This window comes from Flavobacterium sp. HNIBRBA15423 (assembly GCF_052655965.1).
Genome location: NZ_CP199751.1, coordinates 3,320,141 through 3,339,489, shown reverse-complemented (window position 1 = coordinate 3,339,489; position 19,349 = coordinate 3,320,141). Strand labels below are relative to the sequence as shown.

The 19,349-nt window shown below is 29.5% G+C and carries 19 protein-coding genes and 1 pseudogene; 5 read left to right on the top strand and 15 right to left on the bottom strand.

Annotated features, from left to right (window positions below):
* The first annotated feature begins 1 nt into the window (after nt 1).
* Both thiH and ACULEV_RS14945 read left to right on the top strand, forming a co-directional pair.
* Nucleotides 2-1,138, top strand: a complete 1,137-nt coding sequence (gene thiH / locus ACULEV_RS14950; protein WP_445455845.1) for a 2-iminoacetate synthase ThiH — start codon at nt 2-4, stop codon at nt 1,136-1,138.
* Nucleotides 1,139-1,186: 48 nt separating this feature from the next.
* Complete coding sequence (locus ACULEV_RS14945; RefSeq protein WP_445455844.1) at nt 1,187-1,897, top strand: HesA/MoeB/ThiF family protein; 711 nt, start codon at nt 1,187-1,189, stop codon at nt 1,895-1,897.
* Here ACULEV_RS14945 and aat read toward each other — a convergent pair.
* The 3 genes from aat to ACULEV_RS14930 all read right to left on the bottom strand — a co-directional run bounded on the left by aat (nt 1,894) and on the right by ACULEV_RS14930 (nt 3,912).
* On the bottom strand, nt 1,894-2,529 hold the full coding sequence (aat, locus tag ACULEV_RS14940; protein ID WP_445455843.1) for a leucyl/phenylalanyl-tRNA--protein transferase: 636 nt from the start codon (nt 2,527-2,529) through the stop codon (nt 1,894-1,896). The two genes, ACULEV_RS14945 and aat, sit on opposite strands and share 4 nt — an antisense overlap.
* A 118-nt stretch (nt 2,530-2,647) precedes the next feature.
* Nucleotides 2,648-3,025, bottom strand: a complete 378-nt coding sequence (locus tag ACULEV_RS14935) for a DUF3127 domain-containing protein (protein ID WP_445455842.1) — start codon at nt 3,023-3,025, stop codon at nt 2,648-2,650.
* Nucleotides 3,026-3,036: 11 nt separating this feature from the next.
* The gene (locus tag ACULEV_RS14930; RefSeq protein ID WP_445455841.1) at nt 3,037-3,912 is read right to left on the bottom strand and encodes a flavin reductase family protein; all 876 of its coding nucleotides are present in this window, start codon (nt 3,910-3,912) and stop codon (nt 3,037-3,039) included.
* Nucleotides 3,913-4,093: 181 nt separating this feature from the next.
* Between ACULEV_RS14930 and ACULEV_RS14925 the strand changes: the two genes are divergently transcribed.
* Nucleotides 4,094-5,248: a sensor histidine kinase gene (locus ACULEV_RS14925; protein ID WP_445455840.1), complete on the top strand. Its 1,155-nt coding sequence runs from the start codon at nt 4,094-4,096 to the stop codon at nt 5,246-5,248.
* A gap of 50 nt (nt 5,249-5,298) precedes the next feature.
* On the opposite strand, the gene ACULEV_RS14920 is transcribed toward ACULEV_RS14925, so the two are convergent.
* Nucleotides 5,299-5,688: an HIT family protein gene (locus ACULEV_RS14920; protein WP_445455839.1), complete on the bottom strand. Its 390-nt coding sequence runs from the start codon at nt 5,686-5,688 to the stop codon at nt 5,299-5,301.
* A gap of 3 nt (nt 5,689-5,691) precedes the next feature.
* The gene (gene greA / locus ACULEV_RS14915; RefSeq protein WP_445455838.1) at nt 5,692-6,168 is read right to left on the bottom strand and encodes a transcription elongation factor GreA; all 477 of its coding nucleotides are present in this window, start codon (nt 6,166-6,168) and stop codon (nt 5,692-5,694) included.
* 156 nt (nt 6,169-6,324) lie between these two features.
* Here greA and ACULEV_RS14910 point away from each other — a divergent pair, with 156 nt between their 5' ends.
* Nucleotides 6,325-6,756, top strand: a complete 432-nt coding sequence (locus ACULEV_RS14910) for a hypothetical protein (protein ID WP_445455837.1) — start codon at nt 6,325-6,327, stop codon at nt 6,754-6,756.
* A gap of 525 nt (nt 6,757-7,281) precedes the next feature.
* On the opposite strand, the gene ACULEV_RS14905 is transcribed toward ACULEV_RS14910, so the two are convergent.
* The 8 genes and pseudogenes from ACULEV_RS14905 to rplM all read right to left on the bottom strand — a co-directional run bounded on the left by ACULEV_RS14905 (nt 7,282) and on the right by rplM (nt 16,075).
* Complete coding sequence (locus tag ACULEV_RS14905; protein WP_445455836.1) at nt 7,282-7,746, bottom strand: hypothetical protein; 465 nt, start codon at nt 7,744-7,746, stop codon at nt 7,282-7,284.
* Nucleotides 7,746-8,777: pseudogene (locus ACULEV_RS14900) on the bottom strand (RHS repeat domain-containing protein); the annotation flags it as partial. The pseudogene ACULEV_RS14900 and the gene ACULEV_RS14905, both read right to left, overlap by 1 nt.
* A gap of 231 nt (nt 8,778-9,008) precedes the next feature.
* Entirely contained in the window at nt 9,009-9,563 is a 555-nt protein-coding gene (locus ACULEV_RS14895; protein ID WP_445455835.1) for a DNA-3-methyladenine glycosylase I, read from the bottom strand.
* Entirely contained in the window at nt 9,564-13,235 is a 3,672-nt protein-coding gene (locus ACULEV_RS14890) for a TraB/GumN family protein (protein ID WP_445455834.1), read from the bottom strand.
* A gap of 90 nt (nt 13,236-13,325) precedes the next feature.
* A complete protein-coding gene (gene tsf, locus ACULEV_RS14885) occupies nt 13,326-14,150 on the bottom strand; it encodes a translation elongation factor Ts (RefSeq protein WP_445455833.1) in 825 nt (274 codons plus the stop codon).
* 140 nt (nt 14,151-14,290) lie between these two features.
* Nucleotides 14,291-15,055, bottom strand: a complete 765-nt coding sequence (rpsB, locus tag ACULEV_RS14880; RefSeq protein ID WP_445455832.1) for a 30S ribosomal protein S2 — start codon at nt 15,053-15,055, stop codon at nt 14,291-14,293.
* Between the two features lie 178 nt (nt 15,056-15,233).
* Entirely contained in the window at nt 15,234-15,620 is a 387-nt protein-coding gene (gene rpsI, locus ACULEV_RS14875; protein WP_445455831.1) for a 30S ribosomal protein S9, read from the bottom strand.
* Entirely contained in the window at nt 15,620-16,075 is a 456-nt protein-coding gene (gene rplM, locus ACULEV_RS14870) for a 50S ribosomal protein L13 (protein ID WP_445455830.1), read from the bottom strand. The genes rpsI and rplM overlap by 1 nt, the downstream gene beginning before the upstream one ends.
* Before the next feature lie 206 nt (nt 16,076-16,281).
* Here rplM and ACULEV_RS14865 point away from each other — a divergent pair, with 206 nt between their 5' ends.
* Nucleotides 16,282-17,307, top strand: coding sequence for a LacI family DNA-binding transcriptional regulator (locus tag ACULEV_RS14865; protein ID WP_445455829.1), 1,026 nt, complete (start codon nt 16,282-16,284; stop codon nt 17,305-17,307).
* Here ACULEV_RS14865 and ACULEV_RS14860 read toward each other — a convergent pair.
* Entirely contained in the window at nt 17,302-18,033 is a 732-nt protein-coding gene (locus ACULEV_RS14860) for a nicotinamide mononucleotide transporter (protein ID WP_445455828.1), read from the bottom strand. The two genes, ACULEV_RS14865 and ACULEV_RS14860, sit on opposite strands and share 6 nt — an antisense overlap.
* Nucleotides 18,033-19,346 carry a serine hydrolase domain-containing protein gene (locus tag ACULEV_RS14855; protein ID WP_445455827.1) on the bottom strand — a complete coding sequence of 438 codons (1,314 nt, stop codon included), beginning with the start codon at nt 19,344-19,346 and terminating at the stop codon, nt 18,033-18,035. Before ACULEV_RS14855 ends, ACULEV_RS14860 begins: the two co-directional genes overlap by 1 nt.
* Between the last annotated feature and the right edge of the window lie 3 nt (nt 19,347-19,349).

Sequence of the window (19,349 nt, the reverse complement as noted above, 5' to 3'; positions counted from 1 at the left end):
CATGAACACATTTAAAGATATATTTAAAAAATACGATTGGGATTCAATTCAAGAAAAAATCTACAACGTTTCTGCTAAAGAAGTTGAACAAAGCCTTTCCAAAAATAAATGCACCGTTGATGATTTCTTGAATTTCATTTCGCCAGTAGCACAAAATTATTTAGAAGTTATGGCTCAAAAAAGTCATATTCTTACCAAACAACGTTTTGGCAAAACCATTCAAATGTATGCTCCATTATATTTAAGTAACGAATGCCAGAACATTTGTACCTATTGTGGATTTAGTTTGGACAATAAGATTAAACGAAAAACATTAACCGATGCTGAAATAAAAGAAGAAATTTTGGTTTTAAAAGAAGCTGGGTTTGATCATATTTTACTAGTTACAGGTGAAGCAAATTACACTGTAAATATTAATTATTTCTTAAACGCTATTCAATTAATTCAAAAGCACTTTACTAATATTTCGGTAGAAGTACAGCCACTTAGTGAGGAAGAATATGTTGCTTTACATAAAGCAGGTGTGCATACTGTTCTGGTATATCAAGAAACCTATCACGAAGAAGTCTATAAAAAATACCATCCGAAAGGAAAAAAATCAAACTTTGAATTCCGATTGGAAACCCCTGATAGAATTGGAAAAGCAGGCATTCATAAAATAGGATTAGGTGTTTTGTTAGGTTTGGAAAACTGGAGAACGGATAGTTTTTTTAATGCTTTGCACATTGATTATCTTCAAAAAAACTATTGGCAAAGTAAATATTCGGTTTCTTTTCCAAGACTTCGACCTGCAGAAGGCATTATTGAACCCAACTTTATTATGAATGACAAGGATTTAACACAGCTGATTTGTGCCTATCGCATTTGGAACCCTGATTTAGAAATTTCTGTTTCTACACGTGAAAATGAAAAATTTAGAGATAATATTATTCCTATTGGAACCACGACGATGAGTGCTGGTTCGAAAACAAATCCTGGTGGCTATAGTGTTGACAAACAATCTTTGGAGCAATTTGAAACTAGTGATGAACGTTCGGCTTTTGAAATTGCAGCAATTATTCGTCAAAAAGGATACGAACCTGTTTGGAAAGATTGGGACAGAACATTTAGTTCTAAAGCGGAAAGTCGGAATGTTTAAAGTCTTAAAAACTGCAATATAAAAGAACTTATAAATTCAAAGTAAACAATGCTTAATATTCAAGATTACTTACGATATTCAAAACCTATGTTACTTCCCGAAATTGGCAACGAAGGTCAAGAAAAAATTAAAAACGCTAAGGTTTTAGTGATTGGCGCTGGTGGTTTGGGCTGCCCAACCCTTCAATATTTAGCAACTTCTGGAGTTGGAACTATTGGTGTGGTTGATTTTGATTATGTGGAATTATCTAATTTACACCGACAAGTTTTATATACTGAAAAGGATGTAAAATCACCAAAAGCAACTACATCTTCAGAACTTTTAAAAAAGCTAAATCCACATGTTGGCTATATTCCTTTTCAAGAAAAAATTACATCTGTTAATTGCGAGCGAATATTATCTCAATTTGATATTATTGTAGATGGTTGCGATAATTTTGCGACACGTTATTTGGTTAATGATACTTGTGTAAAATTGGACAAACCTTTAATTTATGGAAGTATTTTAAAATTTGAAGGACAAGTAGCTGTCTTCAATAATAAAGGTAGCAAAAACCTTCGTGACTTATTTCCAGAACCACCAAATCCTAAAGATGTCCCCAATTGTAGTTTGAATGGTGTTTTAGGAACATTGCCTGGAATTATTGGCACTATGATGGCTCATGAAACTTTAAAAATTATTACAAATTTGCCTTGTTTAACCAATGAGCTCCTTATTTTCAATACTTTGGAATGGAATTTTATAAAATTGAAGTTCTAGTATTTCAAAATCATCATAAAATCTTCTCTATCTATTTCTACACAACCTAAAGAAGCTAAATGATTATTGTAAACTTGGCAATCTAATATTCTATAATTGTTTTGTTCCAAATATTTTACTAAATGTATGAAAGCTACTTTGCTAGCATTGGAAACTTTGGAAAACATACTTTCTCCACAAAAAACATGTCCTAAATCGACCCCATATAACCCACCAACTAGCTCCTCGTTTTGCCAAACTTCTATACTTTTTGCAATTCCTTTTTCGTGTAAATTACAATAAGCTTCAACCATTTCATGAGTTATCCAAGTTCCGGGTTGATCTTTTCTGCTTATTTTTTTACAATTAGAAATTACTTCTCTAAAAGCCGTGTTAAAAGTTACTTTAAATTTATTCTGATTGAGTATATTTCGCATACTCTTAGAAATCCTTAAATCTTCAAAAAATAGAACCATGCGTTCTTCAGGAGCCCACCACATAATAGGTTCGTCCTCTTCAAACCATGGAAAAATACCATTTTTATAAGCTAATAATAACCTTTCTGTTGACAAATCTCCACCAACAGCTAAAATTCCATCTGATGAAGCCTCACTTACAGGAGGAAAGTACAACTCTTTTGTTAGAAAATACATATTCAGAATATAAATGAAAGAAGAAAGAGAAAAGATTAGTAAACAAAAACCATCCTAAAATTTAATTTTTAAAAAATTAGAATGGTAATCTTTAATTCTTTTCTCTTTCTATTTTCTACTAAAAAGGTAAATCGTCGTGTTCTTCTTCGTTAAAATTTGTTGCTGGTTCAAAAGCTTCAGATGCTGGCATAGGTGGCATTTGACCTGTTACAGGTGCTTCTGGTTGCATTTTTTCAATTCTCCAACCTTGAATAGAATTAAAATATTTAGTTTCTCCTTGAGGATTAACCCATTCTCTTCCTCTTAAATTAATTGAAACTTTTACTTGTTCACCTGGATTATAATTATTTAATAAATCCGTTTTATCCTGAGTAAACTCAATCATTATATGTTGTGGATATTGCTCTTCTGTTGTTACAACTAATTCTCTTTTTTTGAATGTTGCACTTACTTGTTGTACTGGATTAATTACCTTTACTCTTCCTGTTACTTCCATTTCTTATAAATTTATTTATTTGCTAATAGTACTTTCCAAGCACTTAAAATCTCATTTTTATCAATATATTGTTTTGCTAATTCGTGTTTTTTTGTTTCATCATCACTACTTAAAACTGCTTTAACACTAAAATTTTCGTTTACAAAGATAGTAATTTCTTCTTCAGATGGAATAACTTCAATATTTCCTAAAATTCCTAAATCATTTCCGCTAAAAACACTACTATTTTTAATAAAATCAGGAATGGCATCTACACCTATGCCTAAAGTTGAAATTGGTTTTTCTACTTCAAACAATCCCATATTGGCTCTACTGTACCAATTTCCACCACATCGTGCTACTAAATCAATTTTTTGTTGGTCTATCGCTCCATTTGCATCTAAAATAGCTTCATCTATGTGAATTTTAACCACTTCACAAATTATCAAATTTCCTGCACCACCTTCATTACCTAATGCAATTATTTCATTTACTTTACACTCAAACTGTACTGGACTTTCTGCTACTCTAAAAGGCTTCACTAAATCTGATTTCAACATGGTTAAACCTGCTTTTTCAAATTCGTTTACACCATCTGGATATTCTGTGCTAGATAAAGACATTTGTTGTACAATATCATAATTCACCACATTAATAACTACTTCTTTTATGTTTTGAGAATTAATTAAAGTATGCTTTATTGAATTATCTCTTACTCTTCTGGAAGGAGAAAATATTAAAATAGGAGGATTTGCACTAAAAACATTAAAAAAGCTGAAAGGAGATAAATTTGGATTACCATTTTCATCAATAGTACTAGCAAAAGCAATAGGTCTTGGTGCTATAGCACCTTGAAGATACCCTTGTAATTTTACTGTTGAAATTTCATTTGGTTGTATTGAGACCATTATTGGAAAAGATTTTTACAAATTTACATAATTTTGAGAGGAACCCAAATTGAATTTGCAATTATATAAATTCAACTTGCATTCTCTTTTTAACAAAATATACTTTCGCAATAAACGTTTTATACTTGAAAACCCTTTTGTTGAATACTATTTTTAGTATTTTTACTTACAAATATTTATTATGCAATTTTCTGAAAAACGAAATATAACGCGTTGGTTCATCATATTAGTTTCCTTTCTAATTGTTATCGTTATTTTATGGAATACCTATGTTTTTTTTCAAATTTTTAAAAATGACGAAAGAAAGAAAATGGAACTTTGGGTTTCTGCCCAAAAAACTTTAGCTAATGCTAATGAAAATACTGATGTAGGCTTACCGTTTGAAATTATTCAGTCGAATGGTTCAAATCCTATGATTGAAGTAAATAGTGAAGATATAATCTTAAATAGTAATAATATCGATGCTGAAATTGAAAATGACAGTATTCAATTAAGAAAACTTTTTGAAAAAATGAAATCGGAAAATCAGCCTATAAAAATGGCTCTTTCCAATGATAATTATCGTTTAATTTACTATGGGAATTCACGTTTATTAAATAAGCTAAAATATTACCCTATTGCTTTAGTTTTAATCATTATCTTATTTGGAGCAGTTGTTTATAATTTTTACAGAGCTACTAAAATGGCTACTCAAAATAAATTATGGGCAGGAATGGCAAAAGAAACAGCCCATCAAATAGGTACTCCTTTATCCTCATTAATTGGTTGGTTAGAAATTTTAAAACTAGAGAATGTAGATGCTTCAACAATTGAAGAAATTGAAAAAGATGTTAATCGCTTACAAACAATAACAGACCGTTTTTCAAAAGTAGGTAGCGAACCTGTTTTAGAAATGAAAGATATTGTTGAAGAAACCAGAAACTCATTTGAATATCTAAAATCAAGGACTTCTAAACATGTTGAGTTTAGCTTTTCTGGTCCAGATGAACCTATTATGATTCCTATAAATCCAATTTTACATAGTTGGACAATTGAAAATTTAGTTAAAAATGCTATAGATGCAATGAAAGGGAAAGGGAAATTGAATGTTTCAATTACTGAAGATAAGAATAAGGTTAGAATAAAAGTTGTAGACACAGGAAAAGGCATTCCAAAAAATCAATTTACTAAAATATTTGAACCTGGTTTTACTACTAAAAAAAGAGGTTGGGGTCTTGGTTTATCTCTTACCAAAAGGATTGTGCAAGAATACCATAAAGGAAATATAAGAGTCGTTAGTTCAGAAATTGGAAAAGGAACAACGATTCAAGTAAGTTATAATAAAGAAGTGTTGTAATAAAAATGTTATTCTATAAAAAATCCCAATTTAAAAAATCGGGATTTGCTTTATATATTTTCAGCTATTTTTTTAGCTATTTGCTCAAATTCTGTTTTTTCTAAACTTACTTTTCGTTGAAAACGCATATCATCCATGTCTTGTAAAGGAATTAAATGTACATGAACATGAGGCACTTCTAAACCTACTACAGCAACTCCAATTCTTTTGCAATCTATTGTTTTCTCAATTGCTTTTGCTATTTTTCTAGAAAAAGACATCAATTTAATGTATAAATCTTCTTCCATATCAAAAATCTTATTAATTTCTAACTTAGGTACACATAAAGTATGCCCTTTTGCGTTTGGATTTACATCTAAAAAAGCTATAAAGTTTTCATCCTCTGCAATTTTATAACAAGGTATTTCACCATTAATAATTTTTGTAAAAATAGAAGCCATAATTTATTCTCGTGTAATTTCTAATACTTCAAATTTCAAAATTCCATTTGGCACTTTAATTTCAGCTATTTCGCCTACTTTTTTTCCTAATAAACCTTTTCCAATAGGAGAAGTTACAGAGATTTTGCCAGTCTTTAAATCGGCTTCACTCTCTGCTACTAAGGTATATTTCATTTCCATACCATTAGTTAGATTTTTTAACTTAACGGTAGACAAAACAAGTGCTTTAGACACATCTAATTGAGATTCGTCAATTAAACGAGCATTAGATACTAATTCTTCCATCTTAGAAATCTTCATTTCTAAAAGGCCTTGGGCTTCTTTAGCGGCATCATATTCTGCATTTTCAGACAAGTCTCCTTTGTCTCTTGCTTCTGCTATTGCTTGCGAGGCTTTTGGGCGTTCTATACTTTTTAATTGATCTAATTCTTCTCTAAGTTTTTTTAATCCTTCTGCTGTGTAATAAGATACTGTGCTCATAACTTCATCGTTTATATAAATAGAAAGAATCCCATCGAATGGGATTCCTTTACGCAAAGGTAGTAATTATTTTTTTTAAAATTAATTTATGACTCTTTTTTAGTTTGTCAAAGTTAAATAAATTAAATTTGATTTTTTAAAATTCCTATTAATAAAATGAAAAGACAAATAATATATTTCTTCTTATTTATCATCTTAATAAGTTGTAGTAAAGATAGTGCAATAAATAATAATAATCCTTTTTTGCCAAATTATCCTGTAGATTTAACTATAAATCTTAATTTACCAGAATATAATAATTTACAGTTTGTAAGTAATTCTGTGTATATTAACAATGGAGCTGCTGGTATAAGAGGAGTTTTTGTGTTCAATGCAGGAAGTAATAATTATGTAGCTTTTGATGCTGCATGTCCAAATCAAGCATTAAGCAGTTGTTCAACCATGACTATTAATGGAATTAAAGCTGTGTGTGCTTGTGATAATGCAGAGTATAGTTTTTTTACAGGTCAAGCACCAGATAAGCAATACCCAATGAAGCAATATCGTGTTCAACAAGTTAATGCAACTACTTTGAGAGTTTATAATTAGAAAAAAAAGTATTAGTTAAGTAAAAAAAACAAAAGCAGTTTTTAGAAAAGTTGCTTCTGTGCTTTTTATATACTTTTTGTTCACGAGCTAGAGCTTGAAGCTCGTAGTAGCTGGGAGTTTAACTATCAAAAAATTGTGGCAAATTAATTTTAGGAAAAAGATTTGCCACAAACTTGTGGCAAAAACAATTGTGGCAAAATTTTTTGCCACAAAAAAAATGCCACAACTTTTTAAAAAAAATGGTTGAATAGATGTATCCTTTAGTATTTATAAATTCGCCTTTACTTTGTATTTTAAGAAGCGATAAGGAATTACCATTTATACAAAAACACAAAGCCACTTTATTGTGGCTTTGGGTTTTTGTATTGTGCTACGAGGTCAGGAGACCTCGCAGAGCGTGTTTATTACCCGTATTACAAACGCTCTATTTATCTTTTTCAGCAAATAGGTATTTGTTACAAACGAGCTACCAGTTTGGTGTTTTATTTAGAACTCTTAGAAGAGCTGGGATGGAGCTCAATAGTTTTATATAAAATTTAACTTTACAATTTGTTCAGTATCTGTATCCAATTTGAGTATTATCTCGTACTGATCCTTTTTTAAATGATAATCAATAATGCTATCTGTTACTATTTTAAAACCCCAAGGATAACATTCTTTCTTATTTATAAGAAAAAGGGAATTATCAGTAATTACTAAATAATCACTTTCTAAGGACTCTAAACCTACGAAAGTCTCTTTAAGACCCGAATAGTATAATATTTCACCATCTATGGTTGAAAAAAAGATTATACAATCCCACATATTTACTGCAATAACTTTATCTTCTTCAAAATCATATACTTCTGAGTATCCTATAAAACAATATTTTTTATGTTTTATTAGAAGTTCATAATTATCTGCTTCTATTTCTATTTTCTTTTTATTGAAAAACACATCATAATAGCCATTATTGTGTACTCTATTTACTAACTTAAATTCATAACTCATTATTCCTTTTTCTTTTTTAGTCCTTCATTACCCAATTTAATAGCTTCCTCTGTTAACTCATTTATTTTCTTACCCAACTCCGAACTGTTAACTTTTGGAATAGAAAAAGATGATACTTGCGGTAGTTCTTCTCCTACTTTATGAATAAAATTTACATTCACCTCAGTTCCATCTGCTAATTTAACTTGTTTTTTAAAATTCCTACCATATTGATTAATAATTTCTTTTCCAACATCTAAACCATTTTCAAATGCTTCTGATGCTAAACCTGCCATTTTTTCAGAAGAATCAATTCCTTGTTCTTTAAATTTTTTACTCCTGATTATAGATTTCGCCATATTCGTAATTTCATCCTTGGTTGCTTTAGATAAATCTTTTAAGACTGTAGACCCCACTCCTAATGCATAGTCTAATTTTCCTTTAGGTAATGTAAATTTTGGAATAAACTTATTCTTTAAAAAATTACCAATAACTAAACGTGTTCCCCTTCCAAAATCATCGATAGGCCCTGGAGTTTGGACTTGATTTCCTTCGTCAAAAAATCCAATTGCAAAATTTCCAGAAGCTACTATCAATGCTTGTCGTTTTGTAATCTCAAAAGCTCCTTTCCAAAACAAAGATTTTAGAAATGGAAGAGATCTCCCTCCTGTATACCATGACGTTAATATAATTACAGCAACAACTGCACCTTTACCCTCAGCATAATTTTGTTCTTTAAACTGTTCATCTGTTATTTGACCTGATAAATATTGTCTCTCTCTATGTTTAAACCTTAAATCAAATCCTGTTTCTAGACCTTCTAACTCTGGAGCATGAATTGGAGCATTAGAGCTAAATTGATAAGGTGTTTGTTCAGCATATAGTTTATATAAAGGATCCACTGCAAAAAACCTACCCACTCGAGGGTCGTGCATTCTAAAGGTGTAGTTTAACGAATTCCCTTCCCCTTTTAACTCGTCATCTTTTTCCTGTCCTTGGAAGCCGTAACGGTAGGCGGTGCTAGAGCTGGTGCGGCCTGGCAAGGTCATTCCGAATGGATAGTAGTCAAAATGCGTTGATCATTAGTTTTTACATTGCTTCGCAGTGTTATAAAAATACTAAAAATTGCACTTTTAGGCGCTTTTCGACATTTTTTTGAGCTTAAATTGGGCTTTTTTTCGGCTATTTATAAGAACGTTTTTCTATCTCAAATATAGGAATTTTTTTGAGATGGTTTTTGTGTATTTTATATTTTACTTGATAAAATTGGATATGAAATAAAATTATAATCTCGTAAAACAGTCTTCAATATGATCATTTACCATTCCTGTAGCTTGCATGTGTGCATAAACTACTGTTGAACCTATAAATTTGAATCCGCGTTTTTTCAAATCTTTACTTAAAGCATCTGAAAGTGGAGTAGTGGCTGGCACATGTTTTAAGGTTTTGGGTTTGTTATCAATAGGTTTGCCGTCTACAAAATTCCAGATGTATTTTGAAAAACTACCAAATTCTTCCTGCACTTTTATAAAAGCCTGCGCATTTGAAACGGCTGCTCTTATTTTTAATCGATTTCTAATAATTCCAATATCTTGACAGAGTTCTTCAATTTTTTCTTCGGTATATTTTGAAATTTTTTCTAAATCAAAATTATCAAATGCCTTTCTAAAGTTTTCACGTTTTGCTAAAACTGTATACCAACTCAATCCTGCTTGAAAGGTTTCAAGAATTAAGAATTCGAATAATGTTGGATCATCATAAACTGGTTTTCCCCATTCGTTATCGTGATAATTACGATATAAATCGTCTTTTTCACACCAAGCACATCTTTTTTTCATTTAAAAATCGTCGTATAAATAATTGGTATTATAATTTTCTTCTCTTTCTTTTTCGTAACTCGCTCTAAAGTGAGTGTTGTTTAGTGATTCTTTAATAATAGCTTCTATTTTTTCTTCCATTTTTTCATCTTCTTCTATTGTTCTATCATAAAAGGTGGTGTAAGCCATAGGATTTATTTCTTTTCCGTTCATGAAAAAAGCTATGGTTTTAATGTTTTTGGTAAACGTAGCATTATCTTTTTCTGTTACAGCATAAAAATAAAAGCTAATTTTTTCTTTGCGATAATCAATTAATTTTTTCTTAATAAAAGTAACTGAATCGGATGTTTTTATATCGTAAAAATTATGCAAAGCTGCAATTGCAATACTATCATTTTCAATTTTAAATGGCATGTTTTTATTTGCTAATAATTGTATCGTTATAAAAGCTGTTTTAGGATTGCTTAGCCCTTTTTTTATAGTTTCATTTGAAATGGTATTATTTACAAAATTTAATCGCAGTAATTCGATATTTAATTTTGGAATATCTAAGGCTTTTACTTTAGCAATAAACGCTTCACAATCTTTATCTTTTGGGTATCTATATATGATGTTTAAAAATGTGATAAGGTCTTCTACTGGTGCATTTTCTTCATAATAATTGTCAGTGTCTTTTTTTTCTTCTTCTTCCAGCATGTTATTTGCTTTCCAACTTTTGATTCTTTTGTATTCCAATTTTGCATTGGTCAAGATCATTTTTTGGTATTCTTTTATTTTTTTTATAGAAATTAAGTCTTTTTCTAATAATTGATAGCAAAAGTCTAGCAGTGGATTTTGGTATTCTTTTATACTATAAAATTGAAAAATACTTGGAAAAAGTTCAGTAGCATTTTCCTGATTTCTACTAAAATTAATGAACATATTAGTTATATCATATTTATTGTCTGAAAGTGGTAAATCGTATTCTAATAGTTCAATGATTTTTTTATAACTTTCTTTTGTATTTTGATTAGAAAGTGCTACTAAAATGTTAATTTGAGTTTCTGAATTAGTATTTTCTTTTTTGTATATCTTTTCTAAATAAGGAACAACTTTTTTGTTCTTAAGGGAACCTAATTCTTTTAGTAAATGGTTTTTAGCAAATAATTCACTTTTTTTAAAATCAAAATTGTTTACGAAATTGGCTATTAAATCAAAGTCAGTTTCAGTAATGTCTAATTTGTAAATAGAACTAAATGTGTTTTTGCGTAAAGTATCTTTAGCACTTGATGCATCTTCAATAAAGCGTTTTACTTTTGTGTCAAATACTGAACTAGCATCTTTTATTGGCAGTGATTCAAAAGTGTTAAATGTTTTTTCAATAAAGATGTCTTCTTTTTTATAGTCTTTTGGTACTAAAGATTGTAAAATATAATATCTATTAGTATCAAAAATTAATTTATATTTAATTGCTTGTGTTGCTTTTTTTGTTGAAACTAATGCTTCGTATGTATAAGTGTTTTTCCCTAATTTCTCTTTTTCTTCCAGTATAATTTTTGGTTCTTCTTCTTGTTTAAATAAATTCCACCAAATAGACATACTAAATCCTTTTTTTGTATAAATGGAATGATTTAATAATGAAGTTTCATTTGTTGAATACTCTTCATATTCGTCGTAATAGTCGTATTCGTTATAATTATTTATGTTTTCTCTTTTATCTAAAATGTAGTCTTTAAAAAAGTTTTTAATAGAATCTATACTTTTTAAGGTTTCATATTCATGAAATTTATTATATCTAAGAGATACTGTTTTTCCGCTTTGAGATTTAAAATTATAATCATTGAATTTAGATAATAATGGATTGTTAGCAGAAGAATAATTATCTTTATTTATGTTTAAAAATAATTTCTGATTTTGATTTTCAGGAATATCTATTTTAAAATGAGAAATAGTGTCTGAATAAGTAATAAATGAATCTGTATAAGTACTCTTCTTTAGTTCAAATGAATTAAAAAAGGTGTCATTATTAATAGGAATAGCATTTATAGAACCAAGTAGGTAATATTTATTTCCAGAGATTACTGATTTTAATTTTATGTTTTTTGAACCAATTTTAGATTCAGAAAGAAAATTATTTTTATCAAAAGAAGTATGTATTGAGTCTATATTGTGTTGGAGATAAAACTGATAATGAATTTGTTTGTGTTCAAATTTAGTGTTTTCTAAGGTGCGATTATCGTTTAGGTTTCTTTCCATTACAAAGTAAAAGCTATTGTCTTCTTTTAGATAGGATTGAATGGTATGACTGTTGCTTTTGTCATTATCGTTTTCACGGATGGTGTAAAAACTAGGTAATTTTACTTTGAAAGATGCGTTTAGTGAATTTAATTCTTCCCAAGTGTTTGAAATTTTCTTTAACTTGATTTTATCAAAAACATCATTTTCAAAAAGAGTAGTATAGTTATTTAGCCCAGACATGGAAACCATAATAATTTCGAGAGGAGTAATGTAAAAACGATAATGTTGGTTGTTGCCAGTCTTTGTAATATTTTTAATATCATAATAAGAAATTCCGTCCTTTTCAACATATTCTTTATTGAGTATTGTGCCAGGAATATTTTCATAAAGTAAGCTGTCTAATGATTTAGGGTTATAAAAATCAAAATCCTTTTTTATAAAATAATTATGATTGTTTCGAATAACACGAATTAGTCCACCGTTTGCATAATCTGGAGAGCCAATAACACCTTCTTCAGAAAATTCATTAGCTAATAATGGAATTTCCATCATTTTATCGGTTGTTATGTAATTTGAAAAGTTAGGTTTTTTAAAGAAAGTTTCAATTTCTTTTTTTTGTTTTTCACCTCTTTCAGTTAATTGACTAAAAACGGGTTTTACGGTATATCCTTTTTGAATTAATAAGTTAATAATTCCTTCTTTGCCAGCTAAGTGGGCAGCACCAACAGCAGCAAATAAACTTCCTCTTTTGGAAATAGAAGAAATACTATCAGTCATTACTTTATTTCTATTAATAATCAAAGCGTCGTGTGCTTTTTTAGAAAAGGCAAGTTTATAAATAGAATCTAATATAGTGATATTTTTTTCTCGATAATAATCCACAGTAGCTTCACCAAAAGATTTTCTCTTTAATATTTTATATAAAAGTTGAATATTTTCTTCTTTTGGGGTAGCATCATTAGCATTAATTTGAAGAATTGGAATCATAGATTCAATCGCATCTTCAAGACCTGTTATTTCTTTATTATATTTTCTTCCAGCTTGACTGATGAACATATCTAAAACAGCATTTTCCTCATGATCAGCATTTTTGTTTTCAGAAAGAGACAAGTAATTATAGAAGAAATGACTTTTATTGTTAAAAATAGCAATCACTTCTTTTTTACTTATAGGTTTTATATAAAATGAATTATATAATTGACCAGAATAGACATATTCTTTCTCTTTCATTAATTCTGAGACTATCCCCCAAGTTTCTGGATTGCTTTCATTGGCAACTATATCTGCATTAAGCAATGCATCAAAAAAGGAATCAGACAAGTTGTAAGAGACTTTATTGCTTACATGCATAGTACCATATAAATATGATTTTTTTTGTAAACCATTTCCACTGATTTCCCAAAGCATACTGTTTTCAGTTTGAGCAAATAGAAAACTAAAAATGAATAAAGCGAAGGTTAGGGCAGTTTTTTTCAAAGTAGCGTGATTTATTATAACAAATATATCATAAAAAAACCTCAATCAGACTTCTGATTGAGGTTTTGTATGGAATTAAGTAGGCAAAAATTATCCTAAAGCTACTCTTTTGAATCCTGTAACAGTTAAATCAGCATTTACTGATTTTACATAAGCAGCAACATTCATAGAACCATCTTTAATAAAATCTTGATTTACTAAAGTGTTGTCTTTGTAAAAACGTTGGATTTTACCTTTAGAAATATTATCTAACATTGCTTCTGGTTTACCTTCTGCTCTTAATTGTTCTTTTGCGATTTCAATTTCTTTTTCGATGATTGCTGCATCAACACCCGCTTCGTTTAAAGCGATTGGGTTCATTGCAGCAGCTTGCATAGAAACGTTTCTAGCAGCTTCTTCAGCACCTTCTACATTAGCAGATAAAGAAGTTAAAACAGCTATTTTATTACCAGCATGGATATAAGAACCTACGAAAGCTCCTTCTAATTTCTCAAAAGAACCAATTTCGATTTTTTCTCCAATTACTCCAGTTTGTTCAATTAATTTGTCTGCAACAGTAATTCCGTTAAAATCTGAAGCTAATAATTCTTCTTTAGTAGCATAATTTAAAGCTTGGTTAGCTAAATCAGTAGCCAATTTTACGAAAGTTTCATTTTTTCCTACGAAATCTGTTTCACAGTTTAATGTAATTACAACACCAGCAGTTTTATCAGCATTTACAACAGCAATTGCAGCACCTTCTGTAGATTCTCTATCAGAACGATTAGCAGCTACTTTTTGTCCTTTTTTACGAAGGTTTTCGATTGCTAAATCAAAATCTCCATCTGCTTCAACAAGTGCTTTTTTGCAATCCATCATACCAGCACCAGTAGCAGTTCTTAATTTATTTACGTCTGCAGCAGTAATTGTTGCCATATTGTTTTTATTTTAAGATTAAATTTTTTGTAAAAAAAAGAAATTCCAATTATAAAATCCAAATTCCAATTTTATTAAATCATCAACATTCGTTTTTGATTCTTTCGGAATTTGGAATTTATTTTTGGAATTTAGAATATTTATTCTTCAGTTTCAGCTTTAGGAGCTTGTTCAGCTACAACATCTTTAACTGGTTGTTCTTCATCTTTTTCAGACTTTCTATCAGAAAGACCTTCAATGATAGCATTAGAAACTAAACCTAGAACTTTTTCAATTGATTTAGAAGCATCATCATTTGCTGGAATAACAAAATCAATAGGACGTGGATCCGAGTTTGTATCAACCATTGCAAAAACTGGAATGTTTAATTTTTGAGCTTCTTTTATTGCGATGTGTTCAGCTTTAACATCTACTACAAATAGAGCTGCAGGTAACCTTGACATATCTGCAATAGAACCTAAGTTTTTCTCTAATTTTGCACGTAGACGATCTACTTGTAATTTTTCTTTTTTAGAAAGTGTATTGAAAGTACCATCTTTTTTCATTCTATCAATAGAAGCCATTTTTTTAACCGCTTTACGAATAGTGATGAAGTTTGTTAGCATACCACCTGGCCATCTTTCAGTGATGTAAGGCATGTTACAAGCTGCTGCTTTTTCAGCAACGATATCTTTAGCTTGTTTTTTTGTAGCTACAAATAATACTTTTCTTCCTGATGCTGCAATTTTTTTCAAAGCTTCATTAGCTTCTTCAATTTTTGCTGCAGTTTTATATAGGTTAATGATATGAATACCATTACGCTCCATATAAATGTAAGGAGCCATGTTTGGATCCCACTTACGAGTCATGTGTCCAAAATGTACACCTGCTTCTAATAATTCTTTAACGTCAATTTTGTTTGCCATTGTGTAATAGTTTACGTTCCGTGTTATAGCAATTTCCAAGTAGTTACTTTACTAGTTAGTCTTGAAAATTTAGATGCTAAACTAATTCCCTTTTTACAAGGAATATCGACAACTTTGTTTTAAATTCAATTTTAATTGTAATAATTTGTTGAAAAAATATTCGGATAAAACTCGAATATTAACGTTTAGAGAATTGGAATCTCTTACGTGCTTTTTTCTGTCCAAATTTCTTACGTTCAACCATTCTTGGATCTCTTGTTAATAATCCTTCTGGTTTTAAAATAGCTCTGTTTTCAGCTTCAACTTCACACATTACTCTAGCTAAAGCCATTCTCACAGCTTCTGCTTGTCCTGTACTTCCTCCTCCATAAACATTTACTTTTATATCAAAGTTTTCTGCATTTTCCGTCATTGTTAACGGTTGTAAAACTTTATATTGTAAAGTAGCGGTTGGGAAATAAGTTGTAAATTCTCTTTTGTTTACAGTAATTTTTCCTGTTCCTTCTGTAACATAAACACGTGCAACAGCACATTTTCTTCTACCGATTTTGTGAATAACTGCCATTACTTAAGATCGTTTAGGTTAACGGTTTTAGGTTTTTGAGCTCCGTGAGTATGCTCAGCACCTACAAATACATTTAAATTTCGGAATAATTCAGCACCTAATTTGTTTTTAGGTAACATTCCTTTTACAGCTTTTTCTACTAATACAGCTGGATTTTTTTGTTGCTGTACTTTTGCAGTTAAAGTTCTTTGTCCTCCTGGGTAACCTGTATGACGCATATAAATTTTATCGTCAAGCTTGTTACCAGTAAGATTGATTTTTTCAGCGTTGATAACAATTACGTTATCTCCACAATCAACGTGTGGGGTATAACTTGGCTTGTATTTACCTCTTAAGATCATAGCAACCTTTGAAGCAAAACGACCTAAGTTATGACCTTCAGCATCTACAACAATCCATTCTTTCGAAACGGTTGCTTTGTTTGCAGATACAGTCTTGTAGCTTAATGTGTTCACAATAATTAATTTAAATTAAACATTCCATTCCCAATTAAGGGAGTGCAAAAGTACAATTATTTATTATAAATACAAATGCTGATGGTATAATATTTTTCATTTTATTTTTCTACTAACGGATTGATATTAAATAGTTTTAGTAATTGAATGAATAATAGCCTTTAAACTTGATTTAAATTATTATTTTTACGCTTTAAATTTTAATTATGAAAGCCAAAGCGACTTTAAAACAAATTGCAAAAGAATTAGGAGTATCTGTTTCAACGGTTTCTAAAGCATTAAGTGATAGTCAGGAAATAAGTCAAGCTACTAAAGATAAAATCAAAGAATTTGCAGCTTTGAAAAATTATAAGCCTAATTTAATGGCAAAAAATTTAAAATATCAAAAAACGAATACTATAGGAGTTATTATTCCAAATATTTTAAATTCTTTTTTCGCTAAAGTTTTTAGTGGTATTGAAGATGTGGCTAGAAAAAGAGGATATAATATAGTAGTAGTTATTTCTAATGAATCTCTTGACAGAGAAAAACAGTTAATGGAAATGTTGAATAATGGAGCAGTTGATGGATTTATTTTATCTATTGCTGAGGAAACTCAAATGACTAAAAATTTCCAACATTACAATTCCATTATTAAAAGTGGAACTCCTATTGTTATGTTTGATAGAATCACAGATTTGGTAAATTCAGATAAAGTAATAGTTGATGATTTAGATTCTGCCTTTGATGCTACTCAACATTTATTAAATATTGGCTGTAAAAATATAGCGTTAATTTCTTCGATTGATAATCTTAGTGTAGGTAAATTACGTTTTGAAGGCTATAAAAAAGCTTTGGAATTAAATAAGATACCTTTTGATGATAACTTGATTGTTATTGAAAATGACGAAGAGATTTCAGATGGAAGAATAAATACACTTTTAGAATATAAAGGTATAGATGGTGTTTTTGCAATTGATGAATTATCAGCTACAAAAACAATGAAATTAGCCTTAAAAAAAGGATATAAAATTCCTGAAGAATTAAATATTATTGGTTTTGCTGATGGTTTATGGTCTAGAAGATTAACGCCTAGTTTATCCACAGTCAGTCAACACGCACCCGAAATAGGTCAAAGATCAGCGAACTTGTTAATTGATAGATTAACAGCTAAAACAGATGAAATACTAGAATACAAAACTGTTGTGATAAAGACCGAATTAAGACAACGAGATTCTACCAGAAAGTTATAACTGTTTTGCTTTGTCATCTTTCCAAGTGATATATCCTAAAATTGCATTTATAAAGTAAAAAACATACTTAAAAATATTTGCTATGTTAAGAAGCATTATACATTGGATGATTTTTGACAGATTATATATTTGCCACATAATCCAATTATCAGGATACATTCTAGGAGTATTAAATGTTCCTCCAAAAGTTATTCCAGCTGGAATGGCAATTGCAAAAAACAATCCCCATTTTATTGCTCCAGAAGAGAAATAATAGAAGCCAATATAATTTAGAAGAAGCGAAAGTATCATTCCTAGTAGTAAATTCCGATAAAAAATAGCGTCAATACTATTTAATATCATTTTCTTTTTCCAAATTTTATAGGATAGATAGTTTCCTATTACTGAAACTGGATAGGTTAAAAATGCAGCTAAATTTCCCAATAAATGATCAATTGCTCCGCTTAAAAATGTATTGAATGTATGAATAAAATTACCAAGGTTATTTTTCTTTGTTACTAACCTAGTACCTATCATTGAAAAACCAACATTCAATATTGAAAATATACCCAATGGGAAAATATAGATTGTTTTCTGAAAAGTTATAGGCACTACTGTTTTATGATATTCTAAATAAAACGAGCCTAAAAGCACTATGGCTAGTCCAACTAAATCAAGATATTTACCATTTGTAATTTCTTTGATCTTTAGTAAAATAGGATTAGGAATTTTTGATATGATATCCATTATTCCTTTGTAAAACTAATTTTCATTCCACCTTGATGTAAAATAAGATTATTTTCGCCAAAAATTATTTCAATTCCAGCTTGTGCAAAAATAAATGTTTTTTCATCTTTTATTGTTAAAGGAAATGAACTTTGTCCAGTTGCTTGTGCTAAAAGTTCACCATCTTTTTCAAAAATGGTAACTTTTAAAGGAATATCCTTTGAAGAGTAAGTTCCAGAATATTTAATAATTAAATCTTGATTAATTTTATCAAAGCTTGGAAAAGGAAATGGAATCTTATAATAGATACTTAGAATGCCAATCATAATATCGTTTCGGTTGAAATTGTCCCCATTTACTATTAACGAAACGCCTAATTGTTTTGTAGGGTAATAACCTACATTTGATCGGAAATTTTCAATGCCACCAGTATGTCCATAAAAACGTCTTTCTCCAAATGGAAATTGAATTAAAGCCTTACCATAACCCTCTTTCATAGTAGTCATTTGCTCTAAATTTTCTTTCTTTACTAATTTGCCTTGAAATAAAGCATGCATAAATTGAGTTAAATCGGAAGGAGTTGAAACGATTGCACCAGCAGCATATGCAATATCATTTTTCCATTCCTCAGCTTGTTCCCAATCTGTGCCGTTGTAAATATAGGAATAGCTTTCGTTATTTGCTGTTTGTGTTCCTTTTGACGGATAAAATGTGTTTTTTAAACCAATCTTATTAATAATTCTTTTATCTATATTTTCAGCATAGGATTTTTTTGTAATATGCTCGATAATTCCACCTAATAAATAATAATTGGAGTTGCTGTATTGAAATTTACTATTGGGTTCAAATAGCGAATCATACTTTGTAATTTTTGTAAAAATAGCTTCTTTTAAATCTGGTGCATTTAAATCTTCTTTTGTAATAGAATCTTGATTGATATAATCTGGAATTCCTGTTCGATGATGTAATAATTCTTCTATGGTAATTTTATCAGCATTTTTTACATTTGGAAAAAAGGAAGAAAGTTTCGTATCTAATTTTAGCTTTTTTTCTTCAACCAATTGCATAATGACTACAGCAGTAAATGTTTTAGTTATAGAGCCTATTTTGTATTTGGTTTCGTTATTTGCTTTAGATTTAGAATTAATATCACTGTAACCATAAGCTTTAGAAAAAACAATTTTATTGCCTTCACGCAGGGTTAAAGATCCCATGAATTTGTTATTTACTTCTAGATAAGTTAATAAACTATCAATACGTTGTAATCTAGGTTCTATTTGAGCAGAAACTATAATTCCAAAATAAAGGAATGAAAGTAAAAAAAGTTTTTTCATTAT

Bases quoted from the DNA above. Each gene is read 5' to 3' on its own strand.
- thiH (WP_445455845.1), top strand. From the start codon at position 2: ATGAACACATTTAAAGATATATTTAAAAAATACGATTGGGATTCAATT.
- ACULEV_RS14945 (WP_445455844.1), top strand. From the start codon at position 1,187: ATGCTTAATATTCAAGATTACTTACGATATTCAAAACCTATGTTACTT.
- aat (WP_445455843.1), bottom strand. From the start codon at position 2,529: ATGTATTTTCTAACAAAAGAGTTGTACTTTCCTCCTGTAAGTGAGGCT.
- ACULEV_RS14935 (WP_445455842.1), bottom strand. From the start codon at position 3,025: ATGGAAGTAACAGGAAGAGTAAAGGTAATTAATCCAGTACAACAAGTA.
- ACULEV_RS14930 (WP_445455841.1), bottom strand. From the start codon at position 3,912: ATGGTCTCAATACAACCAAATGAAATTTCAACAGTAAAATTACAAGGG.
- ACULEV_RS14925 (WP_445455840.1), top strand. From the start codon at position 4,094: ATGCAATTTTCTGAAAAACGAAATATAACGCGTTGGTTCATCATATTA.
- ACULEV_RS14920 (WP_445455839.1), bottom strand. From the start codon at position 5,688: ATGGCTTCTATTTTTACAAAAATTATTAATGGTGAAATACCTTGTTAT.
- greA (WP_445455838.1), bottom strand. From the start codon at position 6,168: ATGAGCACAGTATCTTATTACACAGCAGAAGGATTAAAAAAACTTAGA.
- ACULEV_RS14910 (WP_445455837.1), top strand. From the start codon at position 6,325: ATGAAAAGACAAATAATATATTTCTTCTTATTTATCATCTTAATAAGT.
- ACULEV_RS14905 (WP_445455836.1), bottom strand. From the start codon at position 7,746: ATGAGTTATGAATTTAAGTTAGTAAATAGAGTACACAATAATGGCTAT.
- ACULEV_RS14895 (WP_445455835.1), bottom strand. From the start codon at position 9,563: ATGAAAAAAAGATGTGCTTGGTGTGAAAAAGACGATTTATATCGTAAT.
- tsf (WP_445455833.1), bottom strand. From the start codon at position 14,150: ATGGCAACAATTACTGCTGCAGACGTAAATAAATTAAGAACTGCTACT.
- rpsB (WP_445455832.1), bottom strand. From the start codon at position 15,055: ATGGCAAACAAAATTGACGTTAAAGAATTATTAGAAGCAGGTGTACAT.
- rpsI (WP_445455831.1), bottom strand. From the start codon at position 15,620: ATGGCAGTTATTCACAAAATCGGTAGAAGAAAATGTGCTGTTGCACGT.
- ACULEV_RS14865 (WP_445455829.1), top strand. From the start codon at position 16,282: ATGAAAGCCAAAGCGACTTTAAAACAAATTGCAAAAGAATTAGGAGTA.
- ACULEV_RS14860 (WP_445455828.1), bottom strand. From the start codon at position 18,033: ATGGATATCATATCAAAAATTCCTAATCCTATTTTACTAAAGATCAAA.
- ACULEV_RS14855 (WP_445455827.1), bottom strand. From the start codon at position 19,346: ATGAAAAAACTTTTTTTACTTTCATTCCTTTATTTTGGAATTATAGTT.